Source organism: Thalassotalea psychrophila (genome assembly GCF_031583595.1).
GTDB classification, from domain to species: domain Bacteria; phylum Pseudomonadota; class Gammaproteobacteria; order Enterobacterales; family Alteromonadaceae; genus Thalassotalea_A; species Thalassotalea_A psychrophila.
Genome location: NZ_CP134145.1, coordinates 1,823,578 through 1,848,719 on the forward strand (window position 1 = coordinate 1,823,578; position 25,142 = coordinate 1,848,719).

The 25,142-nt window shown below is 38.9% G+C and carries 18 protein-coding genes; 16 read left to right on the forward strand and 2 right to left on the reverse strand.

The features are described 5' to 3' along the window. The first annotated feature begins 1 nt into the window (after position 1). The 9 genes from RGQ13_RS07455 to RGQ13_RS07495 all read left to right on the forward strand — a co-directional run bounded on the left by RGQ13_RS07455 (position 2) and on the right by RGQ13_RS07495 (position 16,137). A complete protein-coding gene (locus RGQ13_RS07455) occupies positions 2 to 1,558 on the forward strand; it encodes a class I adenylate-forming enzyme family protein (protein ID WP_348392925.1) in 1,557 nt (518 codons plus the stop codon). 372 nt (positions 1,559 to 1,930) lie between these two features. Then, positions 1,931 to 3,124, forward strand: coding sequence for a thiolase C-terminal domain-containing protein (locus RGQ13_RS07460; RefSeq protein ID WP_348392926.1), 1,194 nt, complete (start codon positions 1,931 to 1,933; stop codon positions 3,122 to 3,124). A gap of 99 nt (positions 3,125 to 3,223) precedes the next feature. Beyond that, positions 3,224 to 5,623, forward strand: a complete 2,400-nt coding sequence (locus RGQ13_RS07465; protein WP_348392927.1) for a TonB-dependent receptor — start codon at positions 3,224 to 3,226, stop codon at positions 5,621 to 5,623. Positions 5,624 to 5,861: 238 nt separating this feature from the next. Then, positions 5,862 to 6,662 (forward strand): alpha/beta fold hydrolase, encoded by an 801-nt coding sequence (locus RGQ13_RS07470; RefSeq protein ID WP_348392928.1) that lies wholly within the window; start codon positions 5,862 to 5,864, stop codon positions 6,660 to 6,662. A 255-nt stretch (positions 6,663 to 6,917) separates the two neighbouring features. Further along, entirely contained in the window at positions 6,918 to 8,111 is a 1,194-nt protein-coding gene (locus RGQ13_RS07475) for a thiolase C-terminal domain-containing protein (RefSeq protein WP_348392929.1), read from the forward strand. 91 nt (positions 8,112 to 8,202) lie between these two features. Continuing rightward, positions 8,203 to 10,707 carry a TonB-dependent receptor gene (locus RGQ13_RS07480; protein ID WP_348392930.1) on the forward strand — a complete coding sequence of 835 codons (2,505 nt, stop codon included), beginning with the start codon at positions 8,203 to 8,205 and terminating at the stop codon, positions 10,705 to 10,707. 183 nt (positions 10,708 to 10,890) lie between these two features. Beyond that, on the forward strand, positions 10,891 to 12,168 hold the full coding sequence (locus tag RGQ13_RS07485) for an acyl-CoA dehydrogenase family protein (protein WP_348392931.1): 1,278 nt from the start codon (positions 10,891 to 10,893) through the stop codon (positions 12,166 to 12,168). A gap of 235 nt (positions 12,169 to 12,403) precedes the next feature. Then, complete coding sequence (locus RGQ13_RS07490; protein ID WP_348392932.1) at positions 12,404 to 15,031, forward strand: LuxR C-terminal-related transcriptional regulator; 2,628 nt, start codon at positions 12,404 to 12,406, stop codon at positions 15,029 to 15,031. A 101-nt stretch (positions 15,032 to 15,132) separates the two neighbouring features. Continuing rightward, on the forward strand, positions 15,133 to 16,137 hold the full coding sequence (locus RGQ13_RS07495) for an AraC family transcriptional regulator (RefSeq protein ID WP_348392933.1): 1,005 nt from the start codon (positions 15,133 to 15,135) through the stop codon (positions 16,135 to 16,137). Positions 16,138 to 16,202: 65 nt separating this feature from the next. Here RGQ13_RS07495 and RGQ13_RS07500 read toward each other — a convergent pair whose 3' ends face one another. Next, positions 16,203 to 16,592, reverse strand: a complete 390-nt coding sequence (locus RGQ13_RS07500) for a hypothetical protein (RefSeq protein ID WP_348392934.1) — start codon at positions 16,590 to 16,592, stop codon at positions 16,203 to 16,205. Positions 16,593 to 16,798: 206 nt separating this feature from the next. On the opposite strand from RGQ13_RS07500, the gene RGQ13_RS07505 reads away from it, so the two are divergent. From RGQ13_RS07505 to RGQ13_RS07530, 6 genes are all read left to right on the forward strand, one after another. Further along, a complete protein-coding gene (locus tag RGQ13_RS07505; protein WP_348392935.1) occupies positions 16,799 to 17,722 on the forward strand; it encodes an SDR family oxidoreductase in 924 nt (307 codons plus the stop codon). Between the two features lie 14 nt (positions 17,723 to 17,736). Then, positions 17,737 to 18,915: a lipid-transfer protein gene (locus tag RGQ13_RS07510; protein ID WP_348392936.1), complete on the forward strand. Its 1,179-nt coding sequence runs from the start codon at positions 17,737 to 17,739 to the stop codon at positions 18,913 to 18,915. A gap of 240 nt (positions 18,916 to 19,155) precedes the next feature. Then, entirely contained in the window at positions 19,156 to 19,599 is a 444-nt protein-coding gene (locus RGQ13_RS07515) for a MaoC family dehydratase N-terminal domain-containing protein (protein WP_348392937.1), read from the forward strand. 11 nt (positions 19,600 to 19,610) lie between these two features. Next, a complete protein-coding gene (locus RGQ13_RS07520; RefSeq protein ID WP_348392938.1) occupies positions 19,611 to 20,012 on the forward strand; it encodes a MaoC family dehydratase in 402 nt (133 codons plus the stop codon). 268 nt (positions 20,013 to 20,280) lie between these two features. Then, the gene (locus RGQ13_RS07525; RefSeq protein WP_348392939.1) at positions 20,281 to 21,696 is read left to right on the forward strand and encodes a DUF1254 domain-containing protein; all 1,416 of its coding nucleotides are present in this window, start codon (positions 20,281 to 20,283) and stop codon (positions 21,694 to 21,696) included. Positions 21,697 to 21,764: 68 nt separating this feature from the next. After that, positions 21,765 to 22,250, forward strand: a complete 486-nt coding sequence (locus RGQ13_RS07530; RefSeq protein ID WP_348392940.1) for a hypothetical protein — start codon at positions 21,765 to 21,767, stop codon at positions 22,248 to 22,250. 56 nt (positions 22,251 to 22,306) lie between these two features. Here the strand turns inward: RGQ13_RS07530 and RGQ13_RS07535 are convergent, their stop codons facing one another. Beyond that, on the reverse strand, positions 22,307 to 23,203 hold the full coding sequence (locus RGQ13_RS07535; protein WP_348392941.1) for a LysR family transcriptional regulator: 897 nt from the start codon (positions 23,201 to 23,203) through the stop codon (positions 22,307 to 22,309). A gap of 248 nt (positions 23,204 to 23,451) precedes the next feature. Between RGQ13_RS07535 and RGQ13_RS07540 the strand changes: the two genes are divergently transcribed. Further along, the gene (locus RGQ13_RS07540; RefSeq protein WP_348392942.1) at positions 23,452 to 24,978 is read left to right on the forward strand and encodes a DUF1214 domain-containing protein; all 1,527 of its coding nucleotides are present in this window, start codon (positions 23,452 to 23,454) and stop codon (positions 24,976 to 24,978) included. Positions 24,979 to 25,142: the final 164 nt, after the last annotated feature.

Consider the following 25,142-nt stretch of genomic DNA (forward strand, 5'->3'; position numbering starts at 1 on the left):
AATGCGAATTATTGATTTTTTTGATCAGGGCGCAACATTATACCCTGATAACATTGCCTTTCATGAACTGACAACAGGTGAAAAGAGAAGCTATAAACAGGCCCATGCCTATAGCCATAAGTTAGCGAGTGCACTTACCCAACAAGGCTTTGGTAAAGGCGCTAAAATTGGCATACTGGCGCCTAATTCAAACGTTGCTTTTGAATGCTTAATAGGTTTGTTTCGCGCCGAAGCGGTATGGTTACCGGTAAACCCGCGCAATCCTGTTGAGATCAATACTGATTTACTGCATCGTTTTGATGGTGATTTGCTAATGTACCATTCAAATTATGAAAGCGAAGCGAAGGAAATTGCACAAAACGCCCCTAATATTAAAAAAATTGTTTGTATTGATAAAGACCTTGATGGCGTAAATTTATCCTCTTGGTTAGTTTCTGCTGATAACCACCATGAAATGGGCGATGGTTGTGATGATGACATTATGGCAATTTTTCCAACCGGCGGTACTACCGGTAAATCGAAAGGCGTAATGATGTCAAATAAGGCATTGGAGACGATGTTTTCCAATTTTTATGCGCATTTCAATTATTACGATAACACTAATCATTTAGTTGTCGCGCCAATGACTCATTCTGCCGGACTTATGGGCGCTATGCACTTTGCCCGTGGTGGTACCAATACCATTATGGCAGCAGTTGATCCTGGTGAAATTTTAAAGGTGATTGAACAGCATAAAATCACCCATTTTTTCTTACCGCCAACGGTCATGTATATGATGTTGGCACACGAGGATGTAAGTAAATATGATTATTCATCACTACAACATTTTATCGTAGCAGCTGCGCCTGTTTCATTGTCTAAATTAAAAGAAGCGATAAAGGTGTTTGGTCCGGTTATGACCGAAGTGTTTGGTCAATCAGAAGCACCAGCGGCAATTTGTGCAAAAGCGCCGTGGGATTATATTAATGCCGATGGTTCTATTAATGAAGACAGACTGAAAACAGTAGGTCGTCCTTGCGTATTAAATCAAGTCGCAATTATGGATGATGATAATAAACCACTACCGATGGGGCAAGCAGGCGAAATTTGTGTCAAAGGCCATATTGTCAATCCCGGTTATTATAAAAACCCAGAAGCAACGCAAGAAGCTCAAATCGATGGTTGGCTGCATACCGGTGATGTCGGTGTGATGGACAAAGATGGTTATATTCAAATTGTTGACCGTAAAAAGGACATGATCATTACTGGTGGCTTTAATGTATTTCCCAATGAAATTGAGCAAGTACTTAACTCTCAAGTTGAAGTGCAAGATTGTGCGGTGATTGGCATTCCTGATGAAAAGTGGGGTGAAGCAGTTAAAGCCATAGTTTTGTGTAAACCTGGCTGCAGTATTAACGAAGACGCTTTGATCAGCATAATTAAACAAGAATTAGGCAGCGTTAAAGCGCCTAAATCCATTGATTTTGTCGATGACTTGCCACGCAGCCCTGCGGGCAAAGTGTTAAAAACAGACATTCGTAAGAAATACTGGAATAGCGAAAATCGCATGGTGAATTAATGGCTGTTTTGCCATAGTTTTACCACTGTTTAATAAATGTAACAGGTCATCTAAATAGTGACCTGTTTTTTTTTGTTTGTTATTTGTCGAAAATGCAGCAAGCCCTGTTGAAGAGAGCGCTATTTTAACTTTATTTTATCAACTCTAACCTATTGTTATAACTATATATAAAATTAAATACTGAAAAATAATAACAATATCACCCGATAGGGTGAATCACCGAAATAGATTAACAATTAGGTTACTTCTAAAGGTAATTAATTGTAATTAATTAGCGAAATAAAACGTTGAAGAATCGCTTATTAATATAATGCGATTACTTCATTAGTCTTTTTGCTGAGTTGCAGCCATTTGCGCATAAACAGGATAAACATGACTAGAAAAGTAGTAATTTGTGGTGTTGGTATGGTGCCATTTACCAAGCCTGGCCAAAGTGATGGATACCAAGTTATGGGTGCTAACGCAGGACGTGAAGCATTAACTGATGCAGGCATAGATTACTCCTTAATTGAGCAAGCATTTACCTCGTATGTGCAAGGCGATAGCTGTTCAGGACAAGCCGCACTTTATGGCTTAGGCATGTCCGGTATTCCTGTTACCAATGTAAATAATAACTGTGCGAGTGGTTCTACTGCGTTCGCCTTGGCAGCACAGGCGATTGAATACGGCATTTCAGAATGCGTTATGGCATTAGGTTTTGAACAAATGGCGCCTGGTGCCATCGAGATGATGTATCCAGACAGAACGAGTCCGCTGCAACGCCACACCGATGCCATTGTTAATTTGATGGGGCTTAACCCGCAAGAAGCGCAATTACCACCGGCAGTATTAATGTTTGGCTGTCAGGCTGAAGCGTTGATGAACGACTACGGTATTAGCGAACAAGCGTTGGCAAGTATCGCGGTAAAAGCCAGAAAACACGCAGAATTTAACCCTTATGCAATTTATCGTGAGCCATTAACGATTGAACAAATTTTAGAACAACCTCCACTTTATCGTGGCTTGCGCAAATTGTTCGCCTGCCCGCCAAGTTGTGGTGCTGCCAGCGTCATTGTTTGTAGTGAAGAATTTGCTAAAAAGCATAATCTGGATATCAGTATTACGTTAAAAGGCTCTAGCTGGTGCAGCGACAAACCTGAGTATTTCACCTCGAATGTACTCGACGTCACGTTTGGCGCATTAAGCCGTGAAGCATGTAAGCAAGCCTATGAAAGTGCTGGTATTGGTCCTGACGATATTGATGTTATCGAATTACATGATTGTTTTACCAGTAATGAAATATTTACCTATTCGGCACTGGGTTTGTGTGACGATCACGATTTAGAAAAATTTATTGTTGAAGGACAGAATACCTATGGCGGCAAAGTTGTTATTGGTCCATCTGGCGGACTGATGGCAAAAGGGCATCCATTAGGGGCAACAGGACTTGCGCAAATCACTGAGTTGGTAAAACAACTCAGAGGGCAGTGTGGTAAACGACAAGTTGAAAACGCACAAATTGCGTTACAACACAATGGGGGAATTGGTAGCGCTGGTTTTGTCAATATATTTGAACGAACTAGATAAATATCATTTTAAATTAAAACAATTTAAGCATTAAACAAAAACAAAAACAAAAATAAAATAAAAATATAAACACAGAAGTACCTTTAGGAGAGGAATTTAATGAAAGTTATTAACAACACACAGGCTTTACGAAAGACTAAACTTGCACTAGCAATTGGCGCCACACTTTTCATCAGCAGTAATGCTATGGCTGCAGAAGAAGTTGCAGATAAAAAAATAAAAGGCCTTGAAGTGATTCAGGTAACGGCAACTAAGCGTTCACAAAGCGTTCAGTCTGTACCTATGTCAATTACCGCCATAAACGGTGATAAAATCGAAAAATCAGCGATCCAAGATTTATCTGAAATTTCTGATTATGTTCCAAACTTAAGTATTTCTGAAAATGCCATTAATACTAACATTTTCATGCGTGGTGTAGGCTCAGGGAACAACCGCTCGTTTGAGCAATCAGTTGGTATGTTCATTGATGGTATCTACATGGGCCGTAGTAAACAATTTCGTGCCCCGTTTTTAGATCTTGAACGAGCTGAAATTTTACGTGGCCCACAAGGTATTTTATTTGGTAAAAACACCATTGCCGGTACATTAAACCTTAGCACCGCCAAAGCCGAAGCAGGTTCAGACTTTGAAGGTAAAGTCATCGCTGATTTTGAACCTGAATATAATAGCCAAGGTTTAACCGGCGTTGTTTCTGCTGGTCTAACAGATGAATTAGGTTTTCGCTTAGCGGTGAAAGATTCTTCTTCTGATGGTTACATGGTAAATAATAACTTAGACCAAGATGAGCCACAATCAGAGGAAACGATTGTTCGTTTGTCTCTTCATTGGCAGCCTACAGATGATTTATCTGTGCATTTTAAAGGTGAAAACTCGGAAACCGAAAGTGTTGGTAGCACCTCACAATTTATCAGTGCTGAGCCATTAGATGGTTTAGCTGCATTTATTCTTGGCGCGGTTATTCCAAGTGTACAAGATGATTTTGAAACTAATTTAGATGATACTCGTAGTTCAGATGATGCCTATGAAGGTGAGTTTCGTGGTGTAGAAGCTGATAATGTAGCTGTAAATATTGATTATGATTTAGCTGGCGGTGTTTTATCTTATACCGGTGGTTATAGTGCATATGAGTCTACAGAACACCAAGATTTAGATTATATGCCATTCCCATTCTTGCATACCAATGATCTCCATGATTTTGATCAAACCAGTCATGAAATTCGTTTTGCCAGTTCGTTAGGTGGCAGCTTTGATTACATTACCGGTATATACTATTCAGAATCTGATCTAGTAATGGATGTGACAACTCACATTGATGTTGCCGCGATCACTCCTGCGTTAATGCCTGCGTATAACGCCCCTAGGGATGCCTTGGGTGGTTTAAGTTTTACCGACATCGGCTTTGCGCCAGAGTCATTAGATCGAGTATCTAACTTTAACCAAGAAACCGAAACTTTGTCGGCATTCTTCCAAGGTACTTATCATTTTACTGATGCTTTACGTTTAACTGTTGGTGGTCGTTACACTGATGATACTAAAGACGTATTCCGTCAAAGTGCCCATGGCGAAGTACAATTAAACCATACTTTTGACAATTTAATTCCTGCAGATGCGAACAGTGCTTTTACCGCAGTAGCATTATCAGTTAATGTGAAAACACCAGAGTACACTGATAGCTATGATGAGTCACATTTTACTCCATCAGTTAAAATTCAGTATGATGTTAATGATGACATGATGATTTATGCTACCGCTGAAGAGGGTTTCAAAGCTGGTGGTTTTAACTCTGATACTGCTGCTGCAGAAGAAGATATGGTGTTTGAAGATGAAGAAGCATTAGGTCTTGAATTAGGGATGAAGTCTGATTTTCTCGATGGCCAGGCTCGTTTAAATGTGGCCGTGTTCCACACAACATTTGATAACTTACAAGTAACGTCATGGACAGGTACTGGCTTTAGTGTTGGTAACGCCGCAGAATCAACTACTCAAGGTGTAGAAGTGGATGGCGCCTATATCTTAAGCGATAACTGGACGTTAAGTGGTTCAATGTCATATTTAGATTCTACCTATGATGACTATGCAAATGGCCCATGTACGGCACCAATTATGAAAGATCCAGTGAACCCGCAAACTGATTGTGACTTAACTGGCGAAACAACGCCATTCGCTCCTGAAATGTCGGCATCGGTTTTCTTAGATTATGAGACTGAAATCGGCAGCTCTTTATTATTATCTGCTCGTTTAAATGTCAACTTTTCTGATGAATACTTTGTTGATAGTGATCTTGATGAAAACTTAAAACAAGACTCATTCAGTAAAGTGAATATGATGGTATCGTTAGCGTCAGTTGAAGATACTTGGAGCGTGTCTCTAATTGGTAAAAACTTAACTGATGAGACAACATTCTCTGCTGGTTTAGATACGCCATTAGTTGCAGGTGGGTATATCGGTTATACCGATGCTCCTCGTACAGTAACAGTACAAGGCACATATAATTTCTAGTTTATAGAGGGCCTTGAAAATCAAAGAGCTTCACCTAGGTAAGTTGATTCCCTAACGTAGCTCTAATTGAAACCATCAGATTGTTACCCTAATCTGGTGGTTTTTTATTGCCTAAGTTTAAACGTGTATAAAGAACGAAACAGCGCCAATGCCGATCAGGCGAATTCATTCAATTAATGGTACAGTTTAAGCTTATAGAACAATTAAATTTAGCAAGCTTGTACTGATGAAGGTTAAAATGAAAATAAACGGATTAGATTTTAATGTTGAAGTAAAAGGCGAGGGTGAAGCACTCGTTTGGGGACATGGTTTAACGGCAAGCATTGAAAGTGAAAATTTATTGGATATTTTCGAATGGCACAAGTTGTCAAATCAAACAAAGCTAGTGCGTTATGATGCCCGTGGCCACGGAAAAACAGAAGCTTCGTTCTCGCCAGGTGATTATCATTGGAAAAATTTAGCAAATGATATGTTGTCAGTCGCGAGTGAGGTTGGAGTAGATAAATTTATTGCCGGGGGACAATCTATGGGGTGTGCCTCGACAATTTATTCAGCCATGCTTGCGCCTGACCGTATTAAAAGTATGGTCTTGATCAACCCTCCCACAGCATGGGATACAAGGAAAGAACAAAGCCAATTTTATCTTAAACTCGCTAGAGTTGGCGGTTTTCTTGGTGGCTGGATCTTGGCCAAGCTAATAAGTAAAAATCCAGAGCGCTTGCTGCCAGGTTGGTTAGTTGAGGCAAAAAAAGAAAATATAAACGGGGTCTTCGAAGGGCTAAAACCAATAAAAAGAAAAACCTTAGCAAATCTATTCAAAGGAGCTGCTTTGACTGATCTACCTTCTAAGGAAGAACTTAAATCCATTAACGTTCCTACGCTTATTTTGGCATGGACTGGAGATCCAAGCCATCCAGTCGAAACTGCCACTGAATTACACCAAGTAATGCCAAACACAGAACTACATATTGCAGATGGATATTCTGATCTTCAACACTGGTCGCAGTTGATTAGAGACTTTGTGTCAAAGACGAAATAAACCTTATATTTATATCCCCAACTTGCCATTTTATAGTTTGTTTGATCCTGTTTTTAAAACCAATGTTTAATTATTTTAAATATCACCCGACAGGGTGAATCATCGAAATAGATTAAGTATTAGCTTAGTTCTCAAGGTAATTAATTGTAATTAACCAGCAAAATAAAACTGTAAAGAACGGCTTACTTTATATTAAGCGATTACTTCTTTGTTTACTTTGCTGAATTTCAGCCATTTGGCAAAACAGGATAAACAATGACTCGAAAAGTAGTAATTTGTGGTGTTGGCATGGTGCCATTTAAAAAGCCTGGCCAAAGTGACGGATACCAAGTTATGGGCGCCAACGCCGGGCGGGAAGCATTAGCTGATGCAGGCATTGATTATTCTCTAATTGAGCAAGCATTTACTTCCTATGTGCAAGGAGATAGCTGTTCAGGACAAGCTGCACTTTATGGTATTGGCATGAGCGGCATTCCTGTTACCAATGTGAATAATAACTGTGCTAGTGGTTCTACTGCGTTTGCCTTGGCAGCACAGGCGATTGAATACGGCATTTCAGAATGCGTTATGGCATTAGGTTTTGAGCAAATGGCGCCGGGTGCCATCGAAATGATGTATCCAGACAGAACGAGTCCGCTGCAACGTCATACCGATGCCATTGTTAATTTGATGGGGCTTAACCCGCAAGAAGCGCAATTACCACCGGCAGTATTAATGTTTGGCTGTCAGGCTGAAGCGTTAATGAACGACTACGGTATTAGCGAAAAAGCGTTGGCAAGTATCGCGGTAAAAGCCAGAAAACACGCCGAATTTAACCCTTATGCAATTTATCGTGAGCCATTAACGGTTGAACAAATTTTAGAACAACCACCTCTTTATCGTGGCTTGCGCAAATTGTTTGCCTGCCCGCCAAGTTGTGGTGCCGCCAGCGTGATTGTTTGTAGCGAAGAATTTGCCAAAAAGCATAACTTGGATATCAGTATCACGTTAAAAGGCTCTAGCTGGTGCAGTGATAAACCTGAGTATTTCACTTCGAATGTACTCGACGTCACGTTTGGCGCATTAAGCCGTGAAGCATGTAAGCAAGCCTATGAAAGTGCCGGTGTTGGTCCTGACGATATTGATGTTATCGAATTACATGATTGTTTCACCAGTAATGAAATATTTACCTATTCAGCACTGGGTTTGTGCGCCGATCACGATTTAGAAAAATTTATTGTTGAAGGACAGAATACCTATGGCGGCAAAGTGGTAATTGGTCCTTCTGGTGGACTGATGGCTAAAGGTCATCCGTTGGGGGCAACAGGACTTGCGCAAATCACTGAGTTAGTAAAACAGCTGAGAGGGCAGTGTGGTCAGCGACAAGTAGAAAACGCAAGAATTGCTCTACAACACAATGGAGGAATAGGCAGTGCTGGTTTTGTCAATATTTTTGAAAGAACCAGATAAAAATAATTTTAAATTAACAACAGTTTAAGCGTTAAAAAATAATAAAAATAAAAAATATAAACACAGAAGTTACCTTGAGGAGAGGAATTTAATGAAAGTTATTAACAACACAGAGACATTACGAAAGAGTAAACTGGCACTAGCGGTAGCGGCAACCTTTTTTATTGGTAGTCATGCAATGGCAGCTGAAGAAGCTATTACAGAGGAAAAGCTTGAAGGTTTAGAAGTTATTCAAGTAACAGCTCGTAAGAAAACGGAATCTATCCAAGACGTTCCTATGAGTGTTAATGCTATAACTGGCAAGCACATCCAAGATATGGGCGTTCATAGTGTTGAAGACTTATCTAAATATGTTCCAGGTTTAGAGCAACCTAAGCTAGCTGCAACCAGCCGTTTAGTTCTACGTGGCGTATCATCTGGTGACAATGTTTCATTTGAACAGTCAGTAGGTACCTATGCTGATGGTGTTTATCGCGGCCGAATGAATCAGCAAAGGTCAGGTTTTTTCGATATGGAACGAGTGGAAGTACTAAAAGGCCCACAAGTTACACTATATGGTAATAGCTCTATTGGTGGTGCGTTAAGTATGATCACTAAACGACCAGAAGTTGGAGAAGATATTACTGGCGATATTACCGTTAAATATGAAACTGAATACGAAGAAAGTCAGGTTTTAGGTGGCATCAATGTTGGCATAACAGACGATTTAGCCGTAAGGGTTTCGGGTAAATTCAGAGATCAATCTGAAGGGGTTGCGTACAACAATTACGTTGACTCTCAAGATTACGAACCTACAAATTCAGACGAGGCGTTTCGTATTGGTATCGTTTGGCAGCCATCAGATGATTTAAATGTATATTTCCGTCATGAACAAAGCACGGCAGAGATGGAAGGCCATAATCTTAGCCTATTATCTCACGCTAGTTTTGATCAGAGTTACAATATTATCGATCATCCCAACTCACCGCTTGCTGGTTTTGGATTAGGTACTGATGAATTAAATATTGGTAATAGTGATTTATTCGTTAATGGCCCGGACGGTTATAAAAACGAAGCCGACGAAACTATGTTAGAAGTCGTTTGGGACATTAATGATAGTCTAACCCTAACGTCGATATCTGCCAGCAGTAACTATGATTATAATCATGCTTTCGACGTAGATATTATGCCTGTTGATTTTATCGATGCCGGTGAATCAGAAGACTATGAACAACTATCGCAAGAAGTTCGTTTAGATATTGCTGTGTCAGATAACATTGATTTGATGTTGGGTCTTTATTATCAAAGTGATGAAACAGACGTTCAATGGGATATTGATTTTAATTTACCTACCGCGTTTGTTCCTAAATTGATGCCGGGGTTGATTGAAGCCGGATTACCACCTGAAGATGCATTACAAACGGCATTGATGATGTCACCATCAGCACTCGATCGCCAAAACAACCTTACGCAAGAAACCGATCAACACGCGGTCTTTACCCAAATAGATTTTCAGGCAACGGACGAGCTCAGCCTAACTTTAGGGGCTCGTTATATTCAGGTTGAAAAAACCTCCGATCAAAACATGCGTTTGATCGATATCGATCACGTAGATCGTGGTTTTGGTGAAGATAAAGATATTAGTTGGGCGGTAGGTGCTCCTGCAGGCACATTGGTAATGCCAGATCATTTAGCCGGTTATTTGCTGTTAGGCTCAACCGGCGCGCCACACGATTTTGAAGGTTTAGTGCGAGAAGAAGATCACCTGATGCTACAAGCAAGCGTTAGATATAAATTCAATGATGATTTCATGATGTATATGAATGCAGCCAACGGCGCAAAATCAGGTGGTTTTGATATCTTATACGAAGGTGATACCTTTGGTGTAGCATCGCGTGAAGGGGCAGAGTACGAAGATGAAGAAGTTACTTCGTTTGAACTTGGTTTAAAACATGACTGGGAAGATTTTCGCTTAAATGTTGCCGCCTTCTATGGTGAATATGACAACTTGCAAGTGTCGTTGTTTAATGGCTCTGCAGGTTTTAATGTTGGTAATGCTGGTATGTCTACGCAATCAGGTATTGATGTTGAATTAACATGGCAGGCTACTGACAACCTAACCGTTATGGCGAATGCTGAGTATTTAGACTTTACCTATGACGAGTATCAAGGGGCTGGTTGTAGTTATAGTGAAAAGGTTGCGAACCAAAAGGCTAATCCTGATACACCTTGGGCCGACATTAAGAAAATGTCGTGTGACTGGAGTGGTCGCGATATTCCTTGGGTTCCTGATTTCAAAGCATTCGTTGCTGTTGAACATATAACCGAAATTGGTGATTTTGACATAACTAATTTACTTAGCGTAAGTTACAAAACCGAGCATACAACATCGTCAGATAACGAGGTGTTAACTATGCAAGATGCTTACGCATTGGTTGATTATCGCCTTAACTTTGCTCCAAGTGAAGGTACATGGCATGTCGCTTTAACAGTGAACAATGTTGCCGATGAAGATTATGATGTGTATACATCGGCAGTCCCTTTACAAGATGGTGCTTTCACGCATGCCTTACATAAAGGTCGCCAACTAACATTGGAAGCCGGTTACCAGTTCTAGAAAGAACCAGATAACAAATTAAAAGCCTGTTCATTAAATTTGAACAGGTTTTTTTGTTTTTAACTCATTGTATATTAAATGAAAAATTAATTATTTTAAATATCACCCGACAGGGTGATTCTTAACATTAAAGAAAGGATTAGCTTTGTAGCATAGTCTATTCAATAAATATCTGGGAATACAATGTTTGTTTTAAATGAAGTACCTCTACCTAAATTAGGTCTTACCGGCTTAGAAGGCTTTATGAGCGAAGAAGAGCTAGCGATTCAAGAAGTCGCGCATCGTTTTGCTGAAGATGTAATGCGTCCAATTGGCGAAAAACTGGATAAGTTAACTGCTGAGCAAGCCGTTGCTGAAGATTCTCCTGTATGGGAATTTTATAAAAAACTTCATCAGTCAGGGATTTTTGATTTAGAAGCGATAGGTGGTATGAGTAATGAAGAAAAAGCTCGTATTCTACCAATTATACTTGAAGAGTTTGCCTGGGGTGATGCAGGCTTAACGTTATTAGCCATGGTAACCCATTTTGCTGCTATCACCGCTGTCTCTACAGGCAACCCTGAGCTAATTGAACGCTTTGGTCATTTACGCGGTTGCTGGATTGGTACCCAACCAGACCGGGGCAGTGATGTTCTTGATATTGATAAAACCGAAGCTATCCCAGGCTCTAAACATGGCAGAGGTAATTTAATTGCCCGCGTTGATGGTGATGAACTGGTGATTTCTGGTCAAACCTCGGCCTGGGTTTCTGGCGCTCCGCTAGCTGAATGTGGCTTAATGTATACGCAATGTGATTACGGTGATGGCATCTACCGTGAAGATGGCGGGCTGCATTATGTTGGCGTTTTGGTGCCATTTGATCTGCCTGGTTTCTCTCGTGGTTTACCGTTAGAAAAGCTTGGTTTGCGTTCATTGCCGCAAGGTGAGCTATATTTTGATGAAGTGCGCGTGCCAATGAGTTACGTTATTGCCGGTAAAGAAGAGGCGTATCCAAGTTTCTTTGGTTCATTGACCTTTGGTAATATGGAAATGAGTGTTACCTATACAGGTATTGCCCGAGCGGCTTATGAACATGCGCTTGCTTATGTACATGAACGTAAACAAGGTGGTGGCGAAATCATCAACCACCAAAGTGTAAGAGTGCGCTTGTTTGATATGTTCAGAAATGTTGAAGCTTGTCGAGCTATGGCGCATCGAGCATTCAATTATAACTATGGACCGAATGGTCCGCACTTACTCGGCTCGGCTACCGCAAAAACTTTTGTCACCAAGACATCTGTAGATGTAACTAGTGAGGCGCTGCAAATGTTTGGTGGTAATGGCTTAACTAAAGAGTACCCGCTGGAAAAATTATTCAGAGATGCCCGCGCAGGTTTGATCACCGATGGCGAAAACAACGTGTTATCGTTAAAAGGTGCTACTATGCTGAGTAATATTTATAAAGATAAGCATGGTCTATAATATGTTGTAAGCTACTAATAAGTCGAAATTTATTAGTCCAAAAGTGTAAAGTATTGCTTTGCACTTTTTTTCGTTACAAGAAAAATAATTATCTCGTCGATAAAACATGTTTTATAAAAACATTTAACAAGGTGGGGAATGTTTTCTAGCGAGTAAAAATGATCTGATCTTATGCTATGGTTAATACATTAATCTCTACTTCTTCCGACATTTTATATCTAGGTTTGTCAGTAATATGCAAAAAAATTTAGTGCCTTTTAAACCGTCAAAACTATTTAAAAGAAATCGTTTAATAACACACATAGATGACTCTTTCGCTGCGCAATCGACATTTTTGTTTGTCAAAGCGCCTGCTGGTTATGGCAAAACCTATTTATTGATAGATTATGCCCATCAAGTGCAAAAATCAGCTGGTGTGGCTATTTGGACTAGCCTTGATAATGATGATAATCAGGCTGAATTTTTCTTTACTTATTTCCTTGAGGCATTAAAAGCTCAAGATTTAGTGAGCGAAGGTTTAGTTTATGATGAAAATATTTCACAATTAAGTTTTGCTTATCAGCTAATTGCCGAATTGGAAAAATGCAAAAAATCTATCTATTTGTTCTTTGATGACTTTCATTTTATCTATCACGCTGTTATTGCCGACTTTTTTCAACAGTTGATCGTAAACAGCTCCGATAAAATTAATGTGATTATAGCCAGCAGAGTTGATTTGCCTTTCCCGATCGCTAAGGCGTATATGGCTGATAAAGTATGCAAACTAAAAGCTCACGATCTGGCCTTTACTGAAGATGAGATCCAACAATATTCCAGCAAATTCAACCAAACACTGCTAGCTGATGATGTGGCCAATGTGTTTAATATTACCGGTGGTTGGCCGGCAATTATCAGTATGGGTAAAAGTTTGTCATATTGGGGCACAAATTCAACCAATGAAGAGAATTTGGCAGCTTACTTTCTTGAAGAAATAATCGTTGGTTTATCTGAGCAGGATAAGCAGTTGTTGTTTATGATTTCCATCAGTGACTTTCTCTGTGAACAATTAATCGAAACCATCACCGAATCTCCGCAATTTTCAACGAACGTTGTAAAAAAATTTCCGATCTTGCGCCTGCATAAAAAATACCTTACTGAAAGGTTTGAGTGGTTCGCTTTACAGCCATTACTTAAAGATTACTTATATCAGCAACTCACTATTCACAACCCCGATGATATTAAGGAATTACATCAACGGTGCGCCGATTGGTATTTAGCTCATAAAATTTATCTAGAGGCTGTCGATCATTACAACAAAGCTGAGCAATACCAAAAGGCCGTTGCAATTTTAGAAGAGCACGGCAATACAATCATTGCCAGTGGTAACTTCCCGCGTTTTAATGTATTAATCAGCCAGCTTCCTTACGATGTTTTATTATCCAATGACTACCTTTTAGTGCTGCAAGCTTGGAATTATTCGCTTACTTATCAGCATAATAAAGGGCGCCAAGCTATTGACAACCTTGAGTCTATACTCAATAAAAATTCAAATATTCAAGAACGTGACAAAATTAAATTGTTGGCGGTTAAGGCAGCACATGCCGTGTGGACCGATAATTTTTATAGTTTTCAAACGCAAGTCGATAAAGCATTAAGCATGCGACCATTAGAGCTGCCACATTTTGAGAATTCCTTGCGAGTTGTACAATGCATAGGCTATTTACACAGTAACCAATTTGAAAAATTACGGGAAACTGGTGAAGATGCTTCATTTTTTTCTCGTGGAGGTAGCCTTTTTTATAGCACTGTTACGATCAAAGTGACACTGGTTATGCTCGAATTTATTCAGGGTAACACCGAGCAATGTTTAACAAAGTGCGATGAAATAACCGCCTTTATCAATAGTCAGCAACATGATAGCCAATTAGCTCATATGGTTAATATTATGCGCGGTATGGCAGCTTACATTGCAGGTGATTTGAATTTGACCAAGCAATGTTTTGATACGTCGGGCAGCATCATCAGCTATGTTGCCGAACCATCCTTTTTGGCTTGGTATTATGTTACTCATATTCAATTGCTTACCGATCTTAATGAAGACGAGCAAAGAGAGATCATGATTGAACAATTGCTTGAACTGTTAGAATCAAGGCAATTAAAGACCTCTAAAATTCCACTTTATTATGAGGCGATCCGTTATTATTTGTTTACCGCAAACCCTGAAGAAGCAAATACAATTTATGAATCTTTTAAAGCAGAAAACATAAACACTAGCACCCCAGAAAATAACCATTTATTATTCAATGGCAATATGATCGATTGTTTAATGTTATCAGCGAAGGGCGAAATGGGACCTTGTGTAGCCAAACTTACACAAGTCATCAATGATTTTGAACTTTCATCCAGAACATTACAGCAGGTAAGAGCATTAGTGTTTTTAGTTAATATATATATCATTGACAAGGATATTAGCAATGCTAAAGCAACTCTGAAAAAAACCATTAGTATCGCCAGTAAAAAAAATATTATTCAGTATTTTGGCCGGCTTGACAAAGTTGCCATTGATATCCTTCATCAATGGTCTTTCACCGAATTATCGCCGCGCAGAAAAGCCTTTATGCAAGATGTTTGTCGGCGTTTTATTGGTCTGGATTTGAGAAAACGCTTTGAACTACAGTATGTTGAAAATTTAACAACGGCAGAGCAAAAAGTTATGCAATTACTCTGTTCAGGAAATTCCAATCAGCAAATTGCCGACCAATTATGCTTATCAATTAATACCGTTAAAACCCATTTAAAAACATCATACGCCAAACTTGGGGTCAACAATCGCATTCAGGCAACGCAAATATTTAGTCAAATTCAGCAGGCAAAAAATCAATGATTGGCCGCTATCAACTTTAGTATTATTTCACCCTTTTGGGTGTTTTAAATATATTACTGAGGGCGTAGAGTCATAGTTCATTTGTCAAAGCTGAGCTAGCAATGAAAAAAAATACCATTATTTATCATTATGTACAGGCGTTGGTTAATTCTTTAAATCGCCATGGTAAAGATAGCAAAGCGATTTTAGCTAATTGTGATATTCCGGCATTTTCAGGCAATAACAACGAACTTAGGATCCCAACGGATAATTTTGTAAAGTTATTGAAGCAAACCATTGTTGAATTGGATGATGAGCACTTTGGCTTAGTAGAGCCCGCACTGCCAATAGGCAGCTTTTTTTATGCTAGCCATGTGATGAGCAGCTGTGCGAACTTGGGCAAAGCTCTGGAATTGGGGATAGGTTATTATCAGCTCAATTCAAATGCTTATAAAATTGAGTTGGTTGAGCATATCGATGAAATTGAGTTTCGGGTCAGTATCAACAAACCTGAGCTCGATCCGGATCACTTACTTGCCGAATTCGTACTTAATGCTTGGCATCGCTTTGCTAGTTGGATGATAGGCAAAAACATCTTACTTAAATCTGCCAGTTTTAATTACGCTCCACCTAAACATGAATCTGAATATCAGTACTTGTTTCCTTGTCTTCGAAAATTTGATCAACAGTGGTTAAGTTTTACTTTCAGCCGTGATTACCTGGCGATGCCTATTATTAAAAAAAATACTGGTGAGTTAGAACAATATTTGAGAAATACCTTCCAAAACTTACTGTTTACACCAATTGACGATCAAAGTCTGACTGCAAAAATCCGCTTAATAATTGAAGGTTATGAAGAAAATAATTTCCCTACCTTTACTTTAGTTGCCGACAAATTATTTATGACCGAAAAAACGCTAAGGGCAAGACTTAATAAAGAAGGGGGAAGTTATCAAAAAATAAAAGATTATATGCGTCGAGATTCGGCTATTTATTATTTGACCAAACAAAACCTTTCAATCGCTGAAATAGCCTTTAAATCAGGATTTAGTGAACCGAGTGGCTTTATTCGTGCCTTTAAAAAATGGACCGGTTCAACTCCTACAGCATACCGAGTCAAGGAATAGCAGCTAAAAAGAATTTTAAACGCCATCTGAATATATGAAGTTTAAATGTAACAATAACAACTACATTAGTTTTTATAACGAGTTAAAAAAATCACCCCAAGAGTGATAAATAATCCACTTTCCGTTATTGGTATTATTTGCGCAATAATTGTTGGTAAAAATTCAAAGGTTTGTGGCGCCACAAAAATCGCCACTATACGCATAATGGCAGACAACACCAACATGACTCCAGTAGTGTAGGCCACAATGGGAACAAATTCTTTCTGCTCGGCTGTTTTAATCATTAACACCCCCCAGGCTAATAACAGGGCACCACTAAAGCTCATCAGGTAACTGCTCAAATAACTAAAGCCTGGCAACACATCGAATTGGAAAAACACTTTTAAAAATATTGCGGTGAAAAATAAAACACCTAATAAAGCTAAGGCTCGGCCGGTATTAATAAATAAAGTCATTGTTGTTACCTCGGTAAATAAATTTGTTAATAATTTTATCTTATCGATGCAGACTTTTAGATCAATGCCCTAAACATACCAAACAGTTACCCGAAAAACCCATGCCATAAAAAGTCTATTTAATGGTATTTTTCGGACATTGTTGATGTTCACCGATTTATTTAAATTGATACTCATTAAATATATATAGAGCAGAGGTTTGATCGATGAGTAATATTCGTTTTTATGACAAAGTAGTTATTGTTACCGGTGCCGGTGGCGGCCTTGGTCGTGCTTATGCATTAGAGTTTGCCAAGCGCGGCGCTAAGGTGGTGGTAAATGACTTAGGTGGCAGTGGTAGTGGCGAAGGTGAAAATTCAAGAGCTGCTGATAGTGTTGTCGATGAAATTAAGGCCTTTGGTGGCGATGCGGTTGCTAACTACGACTCGGTCGAGTTTGGCGAAAAGATTGTTGAGACTGCTATTGATAACTTTGGTCGTATTGATATTGTTATTAACAATGCTGGTTTCTTGCGCGATAAAAGCTTTACCAAAATGCAAGATAATGACTGGGATATGATTTTTAATGTTCATGTCGATGGCGCTTATAAAGTGACTAAAGCCGCTTGGCCCTATATGCAAGCACAGGGCTTTGGTCGAGTAATTTTTACCACCTCGGCAGCGGGCATTTATGGTAACTTTGGCCAAGCTAATTACAGTGCCGCTAAATCAGCACTACTTGGTTTAGGAAAAACATTGGCCATTGAAGGCGCTCGTAAGAATGTTTTCTCAAATGTTATTGCGCCAATTGCTGGTTCTAGATTAACCGAAACTATTTGGGATGATGAAATTTTAAAGGCCACCAGCCCTGAATATGTGGTGCCTTTGGTGATCAAATTATGTGATGAAAATAGCGATGAAAATGGCGGAGTATTTGAAGTAGGGGCTAGCTGGTTTGCTAAAGTTCGCACCGAGCGTAGCAAAGGTGTAGCCTTTGGAGTAAAAGATCAAGTTAGCGCTGAGCAAGTCGCATCGCGCTGGGAAGATATATGTGATTTTGAACAATCAGAGCCGGCCTTAGATATTGGCAGTACCTTTGTTGCCGTAGGCAATATGGTAGGTTTAGATCTGTTAGCTAAAAAAGACAAATAAATAGGAATTTAAATATGACACATGCACGTATTGCTGGTGTAGGAATGGTGAAATTTTCTAAACCAGGACAAAATGAACCATACCGAGTAATGGCAGCGAAAGCGATTAAATTGGCACTTACTGATGCCGGTATAGATTACAACCTTATTCAACAAGCTTATGCCAGTTATATTTATGGTGACAGTACTTGTGGTCAACATGCACTTTACGAAGTAGGCATGACCGGAATTCCTGTTGTTAACGTTAATAATAACTGTTCGTCAGGCTCTACTGCCTTGTATCTGGCTCGCCAAGCTGTTGAATTTGGCGCCGCCGAGTGTGCCTTGGCTTTTGGCTTTGAAGAAATGCAAAAAGGCGCACTAGGCTCGCATTGGGATGATAGAGAGTCGCCATTCGATCCTATGTTAAATAAGCTTTCTGAAATATCGACAGCGCCAGACGGGCCCCTAGCCTTGAGAATGTTCGGTCAGGCCGGCACTGCGTATATAGAAAAATACAACGCCAATCCGAATATTTTCGGTAAAGTGTCGGTGAAAACCAGAAGCCATGCGGTAAATAATCCATATTCATTGTTTGCTAACGAGTTAACTCTTGACGAAGTGATGGACTCGCCGGTGATATTTCCACCATATTTAACCCGCTTTATGGCATGTCCTCCTACCTGTGGTGCGGCAGCTGTTATTGTTTGTAGCCCTGCATTTGCGAAAAAGCATGGTTTGAGTAATGCCAACGTTGAAATTGTCGGCCAATCTATCGCGACAGATATTGCTGAGAGCTGGACAGATCCGATGAAACTTATTGGCAGTGAAATGACCGCAAAAGCTGCTAGAGAAGTATATGAACAAGCAGGAATGGGGCCAGAAGATGCACAATTAGTAGAGCTGCATGACTGTTTCACTCCGAATGAAGTTATTACCTATGAAGGGTTAGGGTTGTGTGGCGAAGGCGGCGCGGAACAGTTTATTTGTGATAATGATAATACTTATGGCGGCAAGATTGTGGTTAATCCATCTGGCGGTTTAATGAGTAAGGGCCACCCAATTGGAGCTACCGGCTTAGCGCAATGTACCGAGCTAACCTGGCACCTCCGTGGTACGGCTGGTAAACGCCAAGTAGAAGGCGCACGCGTTGCTTTACAACATAACCTTGGTTTAGGTGGTGCTGCCGTTGTAAGCATGTACCGCAAGGTATAGGCTCATTTCACTTTGATTAAGTTAATTCTTCACTAAGAGGAGTTAACTTAGTTACTTGGCAATACCAATTTGGGGCATGTGAGCAATAAACTGACCATTATTCTAATTGGTATAATATCCCCCTAGTCGGTGTTTAACACAAGCCTATTCATTGTCTGTTTTTAACCAGTAAAAATGAGCAGATAATTAATGGTTTTGGTACGACTGGCTTGGGTTTAATTTAAGTTGATAGGCGTTTAAATGTTAGATCAGAGTAAAATAGGCCACAAATTTCCAACCTTCAAAATTGATGTTGAAAAAGGTCGCTTGAAAATGTTCGCTAAAGCTATAGGCGAAACTAATCCAATTTATAGCGATGAAAGCGCAGCAATCGAGGCGGGTTATAAAACCATACCAGCACCGCCAACGTTTCCATTTACCATTGAGCTCGATGGTCCTGAATTACTCCCCGTACTTAGGGTGTTGAATATGGATATTGGTAAGCTTTTACATGGTTCACAGGATTTTGAATATTTTGATACGATTTATGCCGGCGATTGTATTGAAGTGAATTGTGTCATTGTAAATATGTTTTCTAAAAAGGGCGGGGCGTTAGAGTTTGTTGAACTTGAATCGAGTTATTCCAATCAAAACGCCAAGTTAGTTGCCAAAGCAACTTGTACTCTAGTTTACCGCAATGCCTAAGGATCACTAATATGACTAATATAAACGTTGGCGATAAATTACCATCATTAACATTACCTGCAATTTCACGCTGTACATTGGCATTATTTGCCGGAGCAAGTGGTGATCATAATCCCATACATATTGATAGCGATTTTGCCAAAGCGGCGGGTATGGACGATGTATTTGCCCATGGCATGCTGTCTATGGCCTACTTGGGGCGCATGCTTACTAATTGGCAATCGCAGGCAAAATTGCGCAAATTCAGTAATCGATTTCTAGCCATCACCCAATTGCAAGATGTGATCATTTGTACCGGTGAAGTTGTCGATATTATTAATGTTAATGACGAATCAAGAGCCAAAGTTGAGATATTTGCAACTAAAGCCGATGGTACTCAAACCTTGGCAGGTGTTGCAGAAGTGGCAATTTAATCTAAGGTGTTGATATCTATTGTAATTTTTACAAAAAAAATTAATTGAATCCTCCAGACGGCCTATTATCATTAGGCCGTTTCCACAATGTTTATCTTTATTTACAACCTTTTACAGTTATCACCCTTTCGGATGATGCTTCCTTACATGCTAAAAAGACAAACTTAATTTTCATTATTTTACAAGTTTAGTTGGCATTATTTTATATCCCAATCTAAGCTAAATGTATGAATACAATACGGTAATAAAAAATAAAGAAGGTAAATCTATGAGTAAGCCAGTAAACCCTTTAATTAACATTATACTAGCAATTTCTATATTCGTTATTGGTAGTACCAATAGTATGGCGAAAGAGCAGCCCATTAGCGAACGAATGATGCTTAGTAGAGCCGTTGAGTCTGTCGTTTGGGCAATGCCATTACTTAACTATAAAGAATATCGCGATGGTCATGTGGCATTAGGTGTGAAAATGAACGATATTGCTTACAACAGCAAAGTTCAAGATTGGAAATACCAAACGGCTACGCCGAACAATACCACGCCTTATGTGAGTTTTTTTTGGAATGTTGAAAATGGCCCTATGGTTGTTGAAATACCACCTTCAGCTGATGGTGTTGGTATTTTTGGCACGTTAATGGATGCATGGCAACGCCCTATTGATGATGTTGGTGCGGCAGGTCGCGACAAAGGTAATGGTGGTAAATATATTTTATTACCAAAAGGGTACGATGGCCCATTACTGAGCATGTCTTATTCATACGAGCAACGCACTAATAATGGCTTTGCCATTTTAAGACCTATTATGCAAGGTGGTCCAACCGCTGAAAACTTAAAAAAAGCGGCAGACTTTGCTAAACAAATTAAGATTTATCCTTTAGCAGAAGCAAGCAAACCACCTAAAAATAACTATGTTGACATCTATGGCAAAATTTTAGAAGCAACACCCATTTTAGATGGAACAATTTACAATGATTTAAATGAAATCTTGCAAGAAGAAATCGTTGAAGAGCAAAATTTAGCGATGTATGGCTTATTAAATAATATTGGTATTCGCAAAGGACAAGCGTTTAATCCTGACGCAAAAATGCAATCGGTTTATGATGAAGCGGGGCCTGATGCCCTAGAATTCTTAATTGATCAGTATCATAGACAAGGTATAAACAGCTGGATGTACCCTGATAAGAAATGGAGTACGATTGTTCCTCCTGGAGTTGTTGAAACTGACTTTACCTATGAGTACCCAACTCATTTCGACTACAACGCACGTGGGGCTACTTATTACGCTATCATTTCTAGTGTGAAAAACTTTGGTTCGGCAACATTCTATTTAGATATTGCTGAAACAGCAGATAACGAATGGTTAGATGGTACTAAAAATTACAAGTTAGTTGTGCCACCCAATGTGCCAGCTAAAGATTTTTGGGCAATTACTGTTTACGATCTAGAAAGTGCTTCATATTTAAGAGATATGCCTAAAAGCAGTGTCGATTCTAATATGGATATGAAAAAGAACAAAGATGGTAGCACCACCGTTTATTTTGGTCCGAAAGCGCCAAAAGGAAAAGAAGCTAATTGGTTGCCGACTAATGATAAACGTTTCTTCTTATTGTTTCGTTTCTACGGGCCAACCAAAGGCTTACGCGATGGTAGTTTCGAACTGAATAATATTGAACTTGTTAAATAATTTTCTTTAAACTTTAATAGCCCCGGTATAACCGGGGCTATTTACATTAATCGTAAGAGAGATACCTAATGGATGAAGAAAAATTTAAGCAAGGGTTGGTCTCTCTTTATCAAGGTGAAATTCTAGGTGAAGTTCTATTTGATCAAATGCTGTATCTATTTGAAGAAAGTGATGCTCAGTTCAAGATTTTCGTTTTAATGCAATTAGAAACTGAAACTAAAGCTCGTTTACGTCCTATTATGATGCACTTAGGCCTTGATTTTAGAGAGCAGAAAGAGTTTAGGGAGATTGGTATGCAAATGGCCGAAGCTATGAAAGGTAAGAGTTGGCTAGAAGTTATGAACATCATAATTGACGCAGTAAAACCCGCTGTAGAACAATACAAAGCTATTGCCTCTATAGCTCCTCAAAAATATCTGCAACTTGCTGAGTCTATGGTTATTCATGAACAATCTATTGTAGATTTTGCTGAATTAGAGATAGCTGGCGAACACTCAAAATCGATAGATGTAATAATCCAGCAACTACATAACAAGCCACTTTCAGCGCAATAAATTAACTATTAGTGACAAAAATAAGACATCAAAATTTTAAACTCCTTATTTTAACATTAACAAAGATTATGAGTTATTAAGTTCTCCAGCCATTGATACTTAGATGACTGCCAATATTGATGACCATAATAAATGCCGACTTTAACTTCTAATAAATGCTTAGGATCTTTTACTGTATTAAGTTGAAAAAGAGTAGGGTCGAGTTTATAAAAAATTTCGTTTGGTACAAGCATGACTGCATTGGAGTTCTTTATGACTTCTAATAAAGGATTGATATTTTGACTTCTTAATAAAGGCTGCTTAGCCCACTTACTTTCAAGTAATACTCGCATTGACAAAGAGTTAAATTCAGGAGCAATTAAGCCGACAGTTTTATTTTCTACTATTTGTTTTAAGCTGACTTTCTCATCTCGCTTAAAATTTCCATATCTTGATAAAGCGGAGAACTGACTTACTGCAATCTGTTTCTGATAAATACTCTTGCTAACATCTAGCGGATAATAATTAATGGCCAAATCAATATCTCCATTAATGAGTTGACTGCTAGATAGGGAATTATAGTTGTGAATCTCAATTTCTAGCGCTGGACTGTGTTTATTAATTTGTTCAAAAATTTTATGGCCATGAGTTTCAATAAGAAAACCGTTCATCGCTATTATAAATTTTCCTTTTAAACTCGCAGGGTTAAATAATTCATCCTCAAGCACTAATTGCAAATTAGTGAGAGCTTGCGGTAAAGAATTAGCTAACTTTTCACCACGCGGAGTTAAACTGAGTCCGCGGCTATGTCTTATAAATAATGGGTCATCAAACAAGTTTCTTATTTTTGCCAGTGATCGGCTGATAGCAGGTTGGCTAGCATTGAGCTTTTCTGCGGCAAGCTTAGTGTTTTTTTCTTGTAGCAGCATTGATAAGACTTTTAGCAAATTCAAATCATCGTGGTTAATATTCATATAACTCTTTCGCACTTTTATTTTAGCTATTAGTAAATATAACAAAATAAAAGTGATATATCTAAATTGATATATCTAGTATTAATCTGAGCCATTGGAATACTACTTTCAAGCAGGTAAACTGATAACAATTGAAGATAAATAACATTTGATGTATTTATAATTAGTTGCTTATTTATTGATTTTATTGATTTAATCGACTATTAAATTAATTAACTTACCAATTTATTAACCCATAGGATTATTTTATGAAAAAGTTAAGATTGTTATCTGCTGTTGTATTAGGTTTAGGTATCTCTAGCGTAGTGGCAGCTGCTGAATATGAAGCAAAAGTTCCTAAACAAATTACGACGCCTGACATTGTTGAAACACAAACGTTAGGTAAATTAACTTTTACTGACGGTATTCCTGATAAAGAAACTCAGATAAAAGCTCGTGAAGATTTATTTATGACACGTGCTAAAACGGCTTTTTTGAACGGTATTCCTGCTGCATCTACAGAAGCTATTTTTGAAGGGCTTCAAAATGCAGGGGTTAAAACCAACGCCATTGGGATCACAGAAAATAACTTAGATGCTCGCCAGCTTTGGTTGACACCTAACACTACTTCATATTACGCCTTTTCGCCGTTACTTGTAGAAGAGCCCACATTTATCGAAGTTCCTGCCGGTGTGCTTGGCTTTATTGATGATGCGTATATGCAATATGTTACTGATGTAGGCGCACTTGGCGAAGAACAAGGTAAAGGTGCAACCTATCTTATTGTACCCAAAGGTTGGAAGGGTAAGCTGCCAAAAGGTGATCACTTTATCCGTTACGCTAAAACAAAAACGAATTGGTTCCTTATTCGAGGTTTATCGATTAAAGGCATGACACCTGAGCAAGTTATCGCCAACATGAAAAAAACTAATATTTACACAGTGTCAGAAGGTAAAAATAAAGAAACTTTTACCAACTTGTCTGGTAAAGATATGAATACGATTCATGCTAATAATTACGAGTTCTATGAAGAAATGAATCGTCTGGTGCAGCGTGAAGATGTTGGCGCATTAGGAGATGACTTAACGGGGACATTGGCATCAATTGGCATTGTAAAAGGTAAAGAGTTCAGCCCAACTAATCGTGAAAAAGAGCTATTAGCTGAGTCTGCGGCAATAGCGAATGCGCAGGCTAGAACATTAGCTTTTTTTCCTACAGATCAAGGCATCTATAAATGGGGTGGAGATAATTTATGGGACTTCCCGTTTGGCCATAAAAATCATGACTTTAAAGTGAATGGCACTGTTATACAAGATGATCGTACTCGTTTCCATTACATTGCAACAGGTATTACACCTGCAATGGTAAACAAAGGTGGTATTGTTAAAACCGCTGCAGGTGATATTGATATGCTTGGCAAGGGCTCCGATTATATCCACACAGCACGTGATGAAAATGGCGATGCATTAACAGGTGACCATGTTTATGAGATTACCGTTCCAGCAGGTGAATTCTCTGGTGCTTTTTGGTCATTCATGCCTTACTCCGGACAAACTCGTTCAGGCTTAGAAACCGATAGTAAAAAGATAGGTATAAACAGCTTAAAAGAAGGGCTTGAAATAAATAAAGATGGATCAGTAACAATTATATTTAGTGCTATAAAACCCAAGCATACGGACAACTGGGTACAAACTGTGAAAGGTAAGTCTTTTAATATTTTGTTTCGTAATTATTCACCTCTTAAGTCTTGGTTTGATGGCTCTTGGGAATTAGGTAATTTTAAAAAGATTAACTAATAGCTCTTCATAAATAAAATCGTGACTTTCAATTTAAATGTCTGCTTTTACTAAGCAGACATTTTTTTGTGCACCGAATATGAATACTAGATGGTACACAGCAATTTTAATATTTTGACAGTATTTTTGCTGGCTATAGCATAGAAGTAAATTCCAAGATCGTA

Bases quoted from the DNA above. Each gene is read 5' to 3' on its own strand.
- RGQ13_RS07460 (WP_348392926.1), top strand. From the start codon at position 1,931: ATGACTAGAAAAGTAGTAATTTGTGGTGTTGGTATGGTGCCATTTACC.
- RGQ13_RS07470 (WP_348392928.1), top strand. From the start codon at position 5,862: ATGAAAATAAACGGATTAGATTTTAATGTTGAAGTAAAAGGCGAGGGT.
- RGQ13_RS07480 (WP_348392930.1), top strand. From the start codon at position 8,203: ATGAAAGTTATTAACAACACAGAGACATTACGAAAGAGTAAACTGGCA.
- RGQ13_RS07495 (WP_348392933.1), top strand. From the start codon at position 15,133: ATGAAAAAAAATACCATTATTTATCATTATGTACAGGCGTTGGTTAAT.
- RGQ13_RS07485 (WP_348392931.1), top strand. From the start codon at position 10,891: ATGTTTGTTTTAAATGAAGTACCTCTACCTAAATTAGGTCTTACCGGC.
- RGQ13_RS07490 (WP_348392932.1), top strand. From the start codon at position 12,404: ATGCAAAAAAATTTAGTGCCTTTTAAACCGTCAAAACTATTTAAAAGA.
- RGQ13_RS07530 (WP_348392940.1), top strand. From the start codon at position 21,765: ATGGATGAAGAAAAATTTAAGCAAGGGTTGGTCTCTCTTTATCAAGGT.
- RGQ13_RS07500 (WP_348392934.1), bottom strand. From the start codon at position 16,592: ATGACTTTATTTATTAATACCGGCCGAGCCTTAGCTTTATTAGGTGTT.
- RGQ13_RS07525 (WP_348392939.1), top strand. From the start codon at position 20,281: ATGAGTAAGCCAGTAAACCCTTTAATTAACATTATACTAGCAATTTCT.
- RGQ13_RS07515 (WP_348392937.1), top strand. From the start codon at position 19,156: ATGTTAGATCAGAGTAAAATAGGCCACAAATTTCCAACCTTCAAAATT.
- RGQ13_RS07535 (WP_348392941.1), bottom strand. From the start codon at position 23,203: ATGAATATTAACCACGATGATTTGAATTTGCTAAAAGTCTTATCAATG.
- RGQ13_RS07540 (WP_348392942.1), top strand. From the start codon at position 23,452: ATGAAAAAGTTAAGATTGTTATCTGCTGTTGTATTAGGTTTAGGTATC.
- RGQ13_RS07455 (WP_348392925.1), top strand. From the start codon at position 2: ATGCGAATTATTGATTTTTTTGATCAGGGCGCAACATTATACCCTGAT.
- RGQ13_RS07465 (WP_348392927.1), top strand. From the start codon at position 3,224: ATGAAAGTTATTAACAACACACAGGCTTTACGAAAGACTAAACTTGCA.
- RGQ13_RS07520 (WP_348392938.1), top strand. From the start codon at position 19,611: ATGACTAATATAAACGTTGGCGATAAATTACCATCATTAACATTACCT.
- RGQ13_RS07510 (WP_348392936.1), top strand. From the start codon at position 17,737: ATGACACATGCACGTATTGCTGGTGTAGGAATGGTGAAATTTTCTAAA.
- RGQ13_RS07505 (WP_348392935.1), top strand. From the start codon at position 16,799: ATGAGTAATATTCGTTTTTATGACAAAGTAGTTATTGTTACCGGTGCC.
- RGQ13_RS07475 (WP_348392929.1), top strand. From the start codon at position 6,918: ATGACTCGAAAAGTAGTAATTTGTGGTGTTGGCATGGTGCCATTTAAA.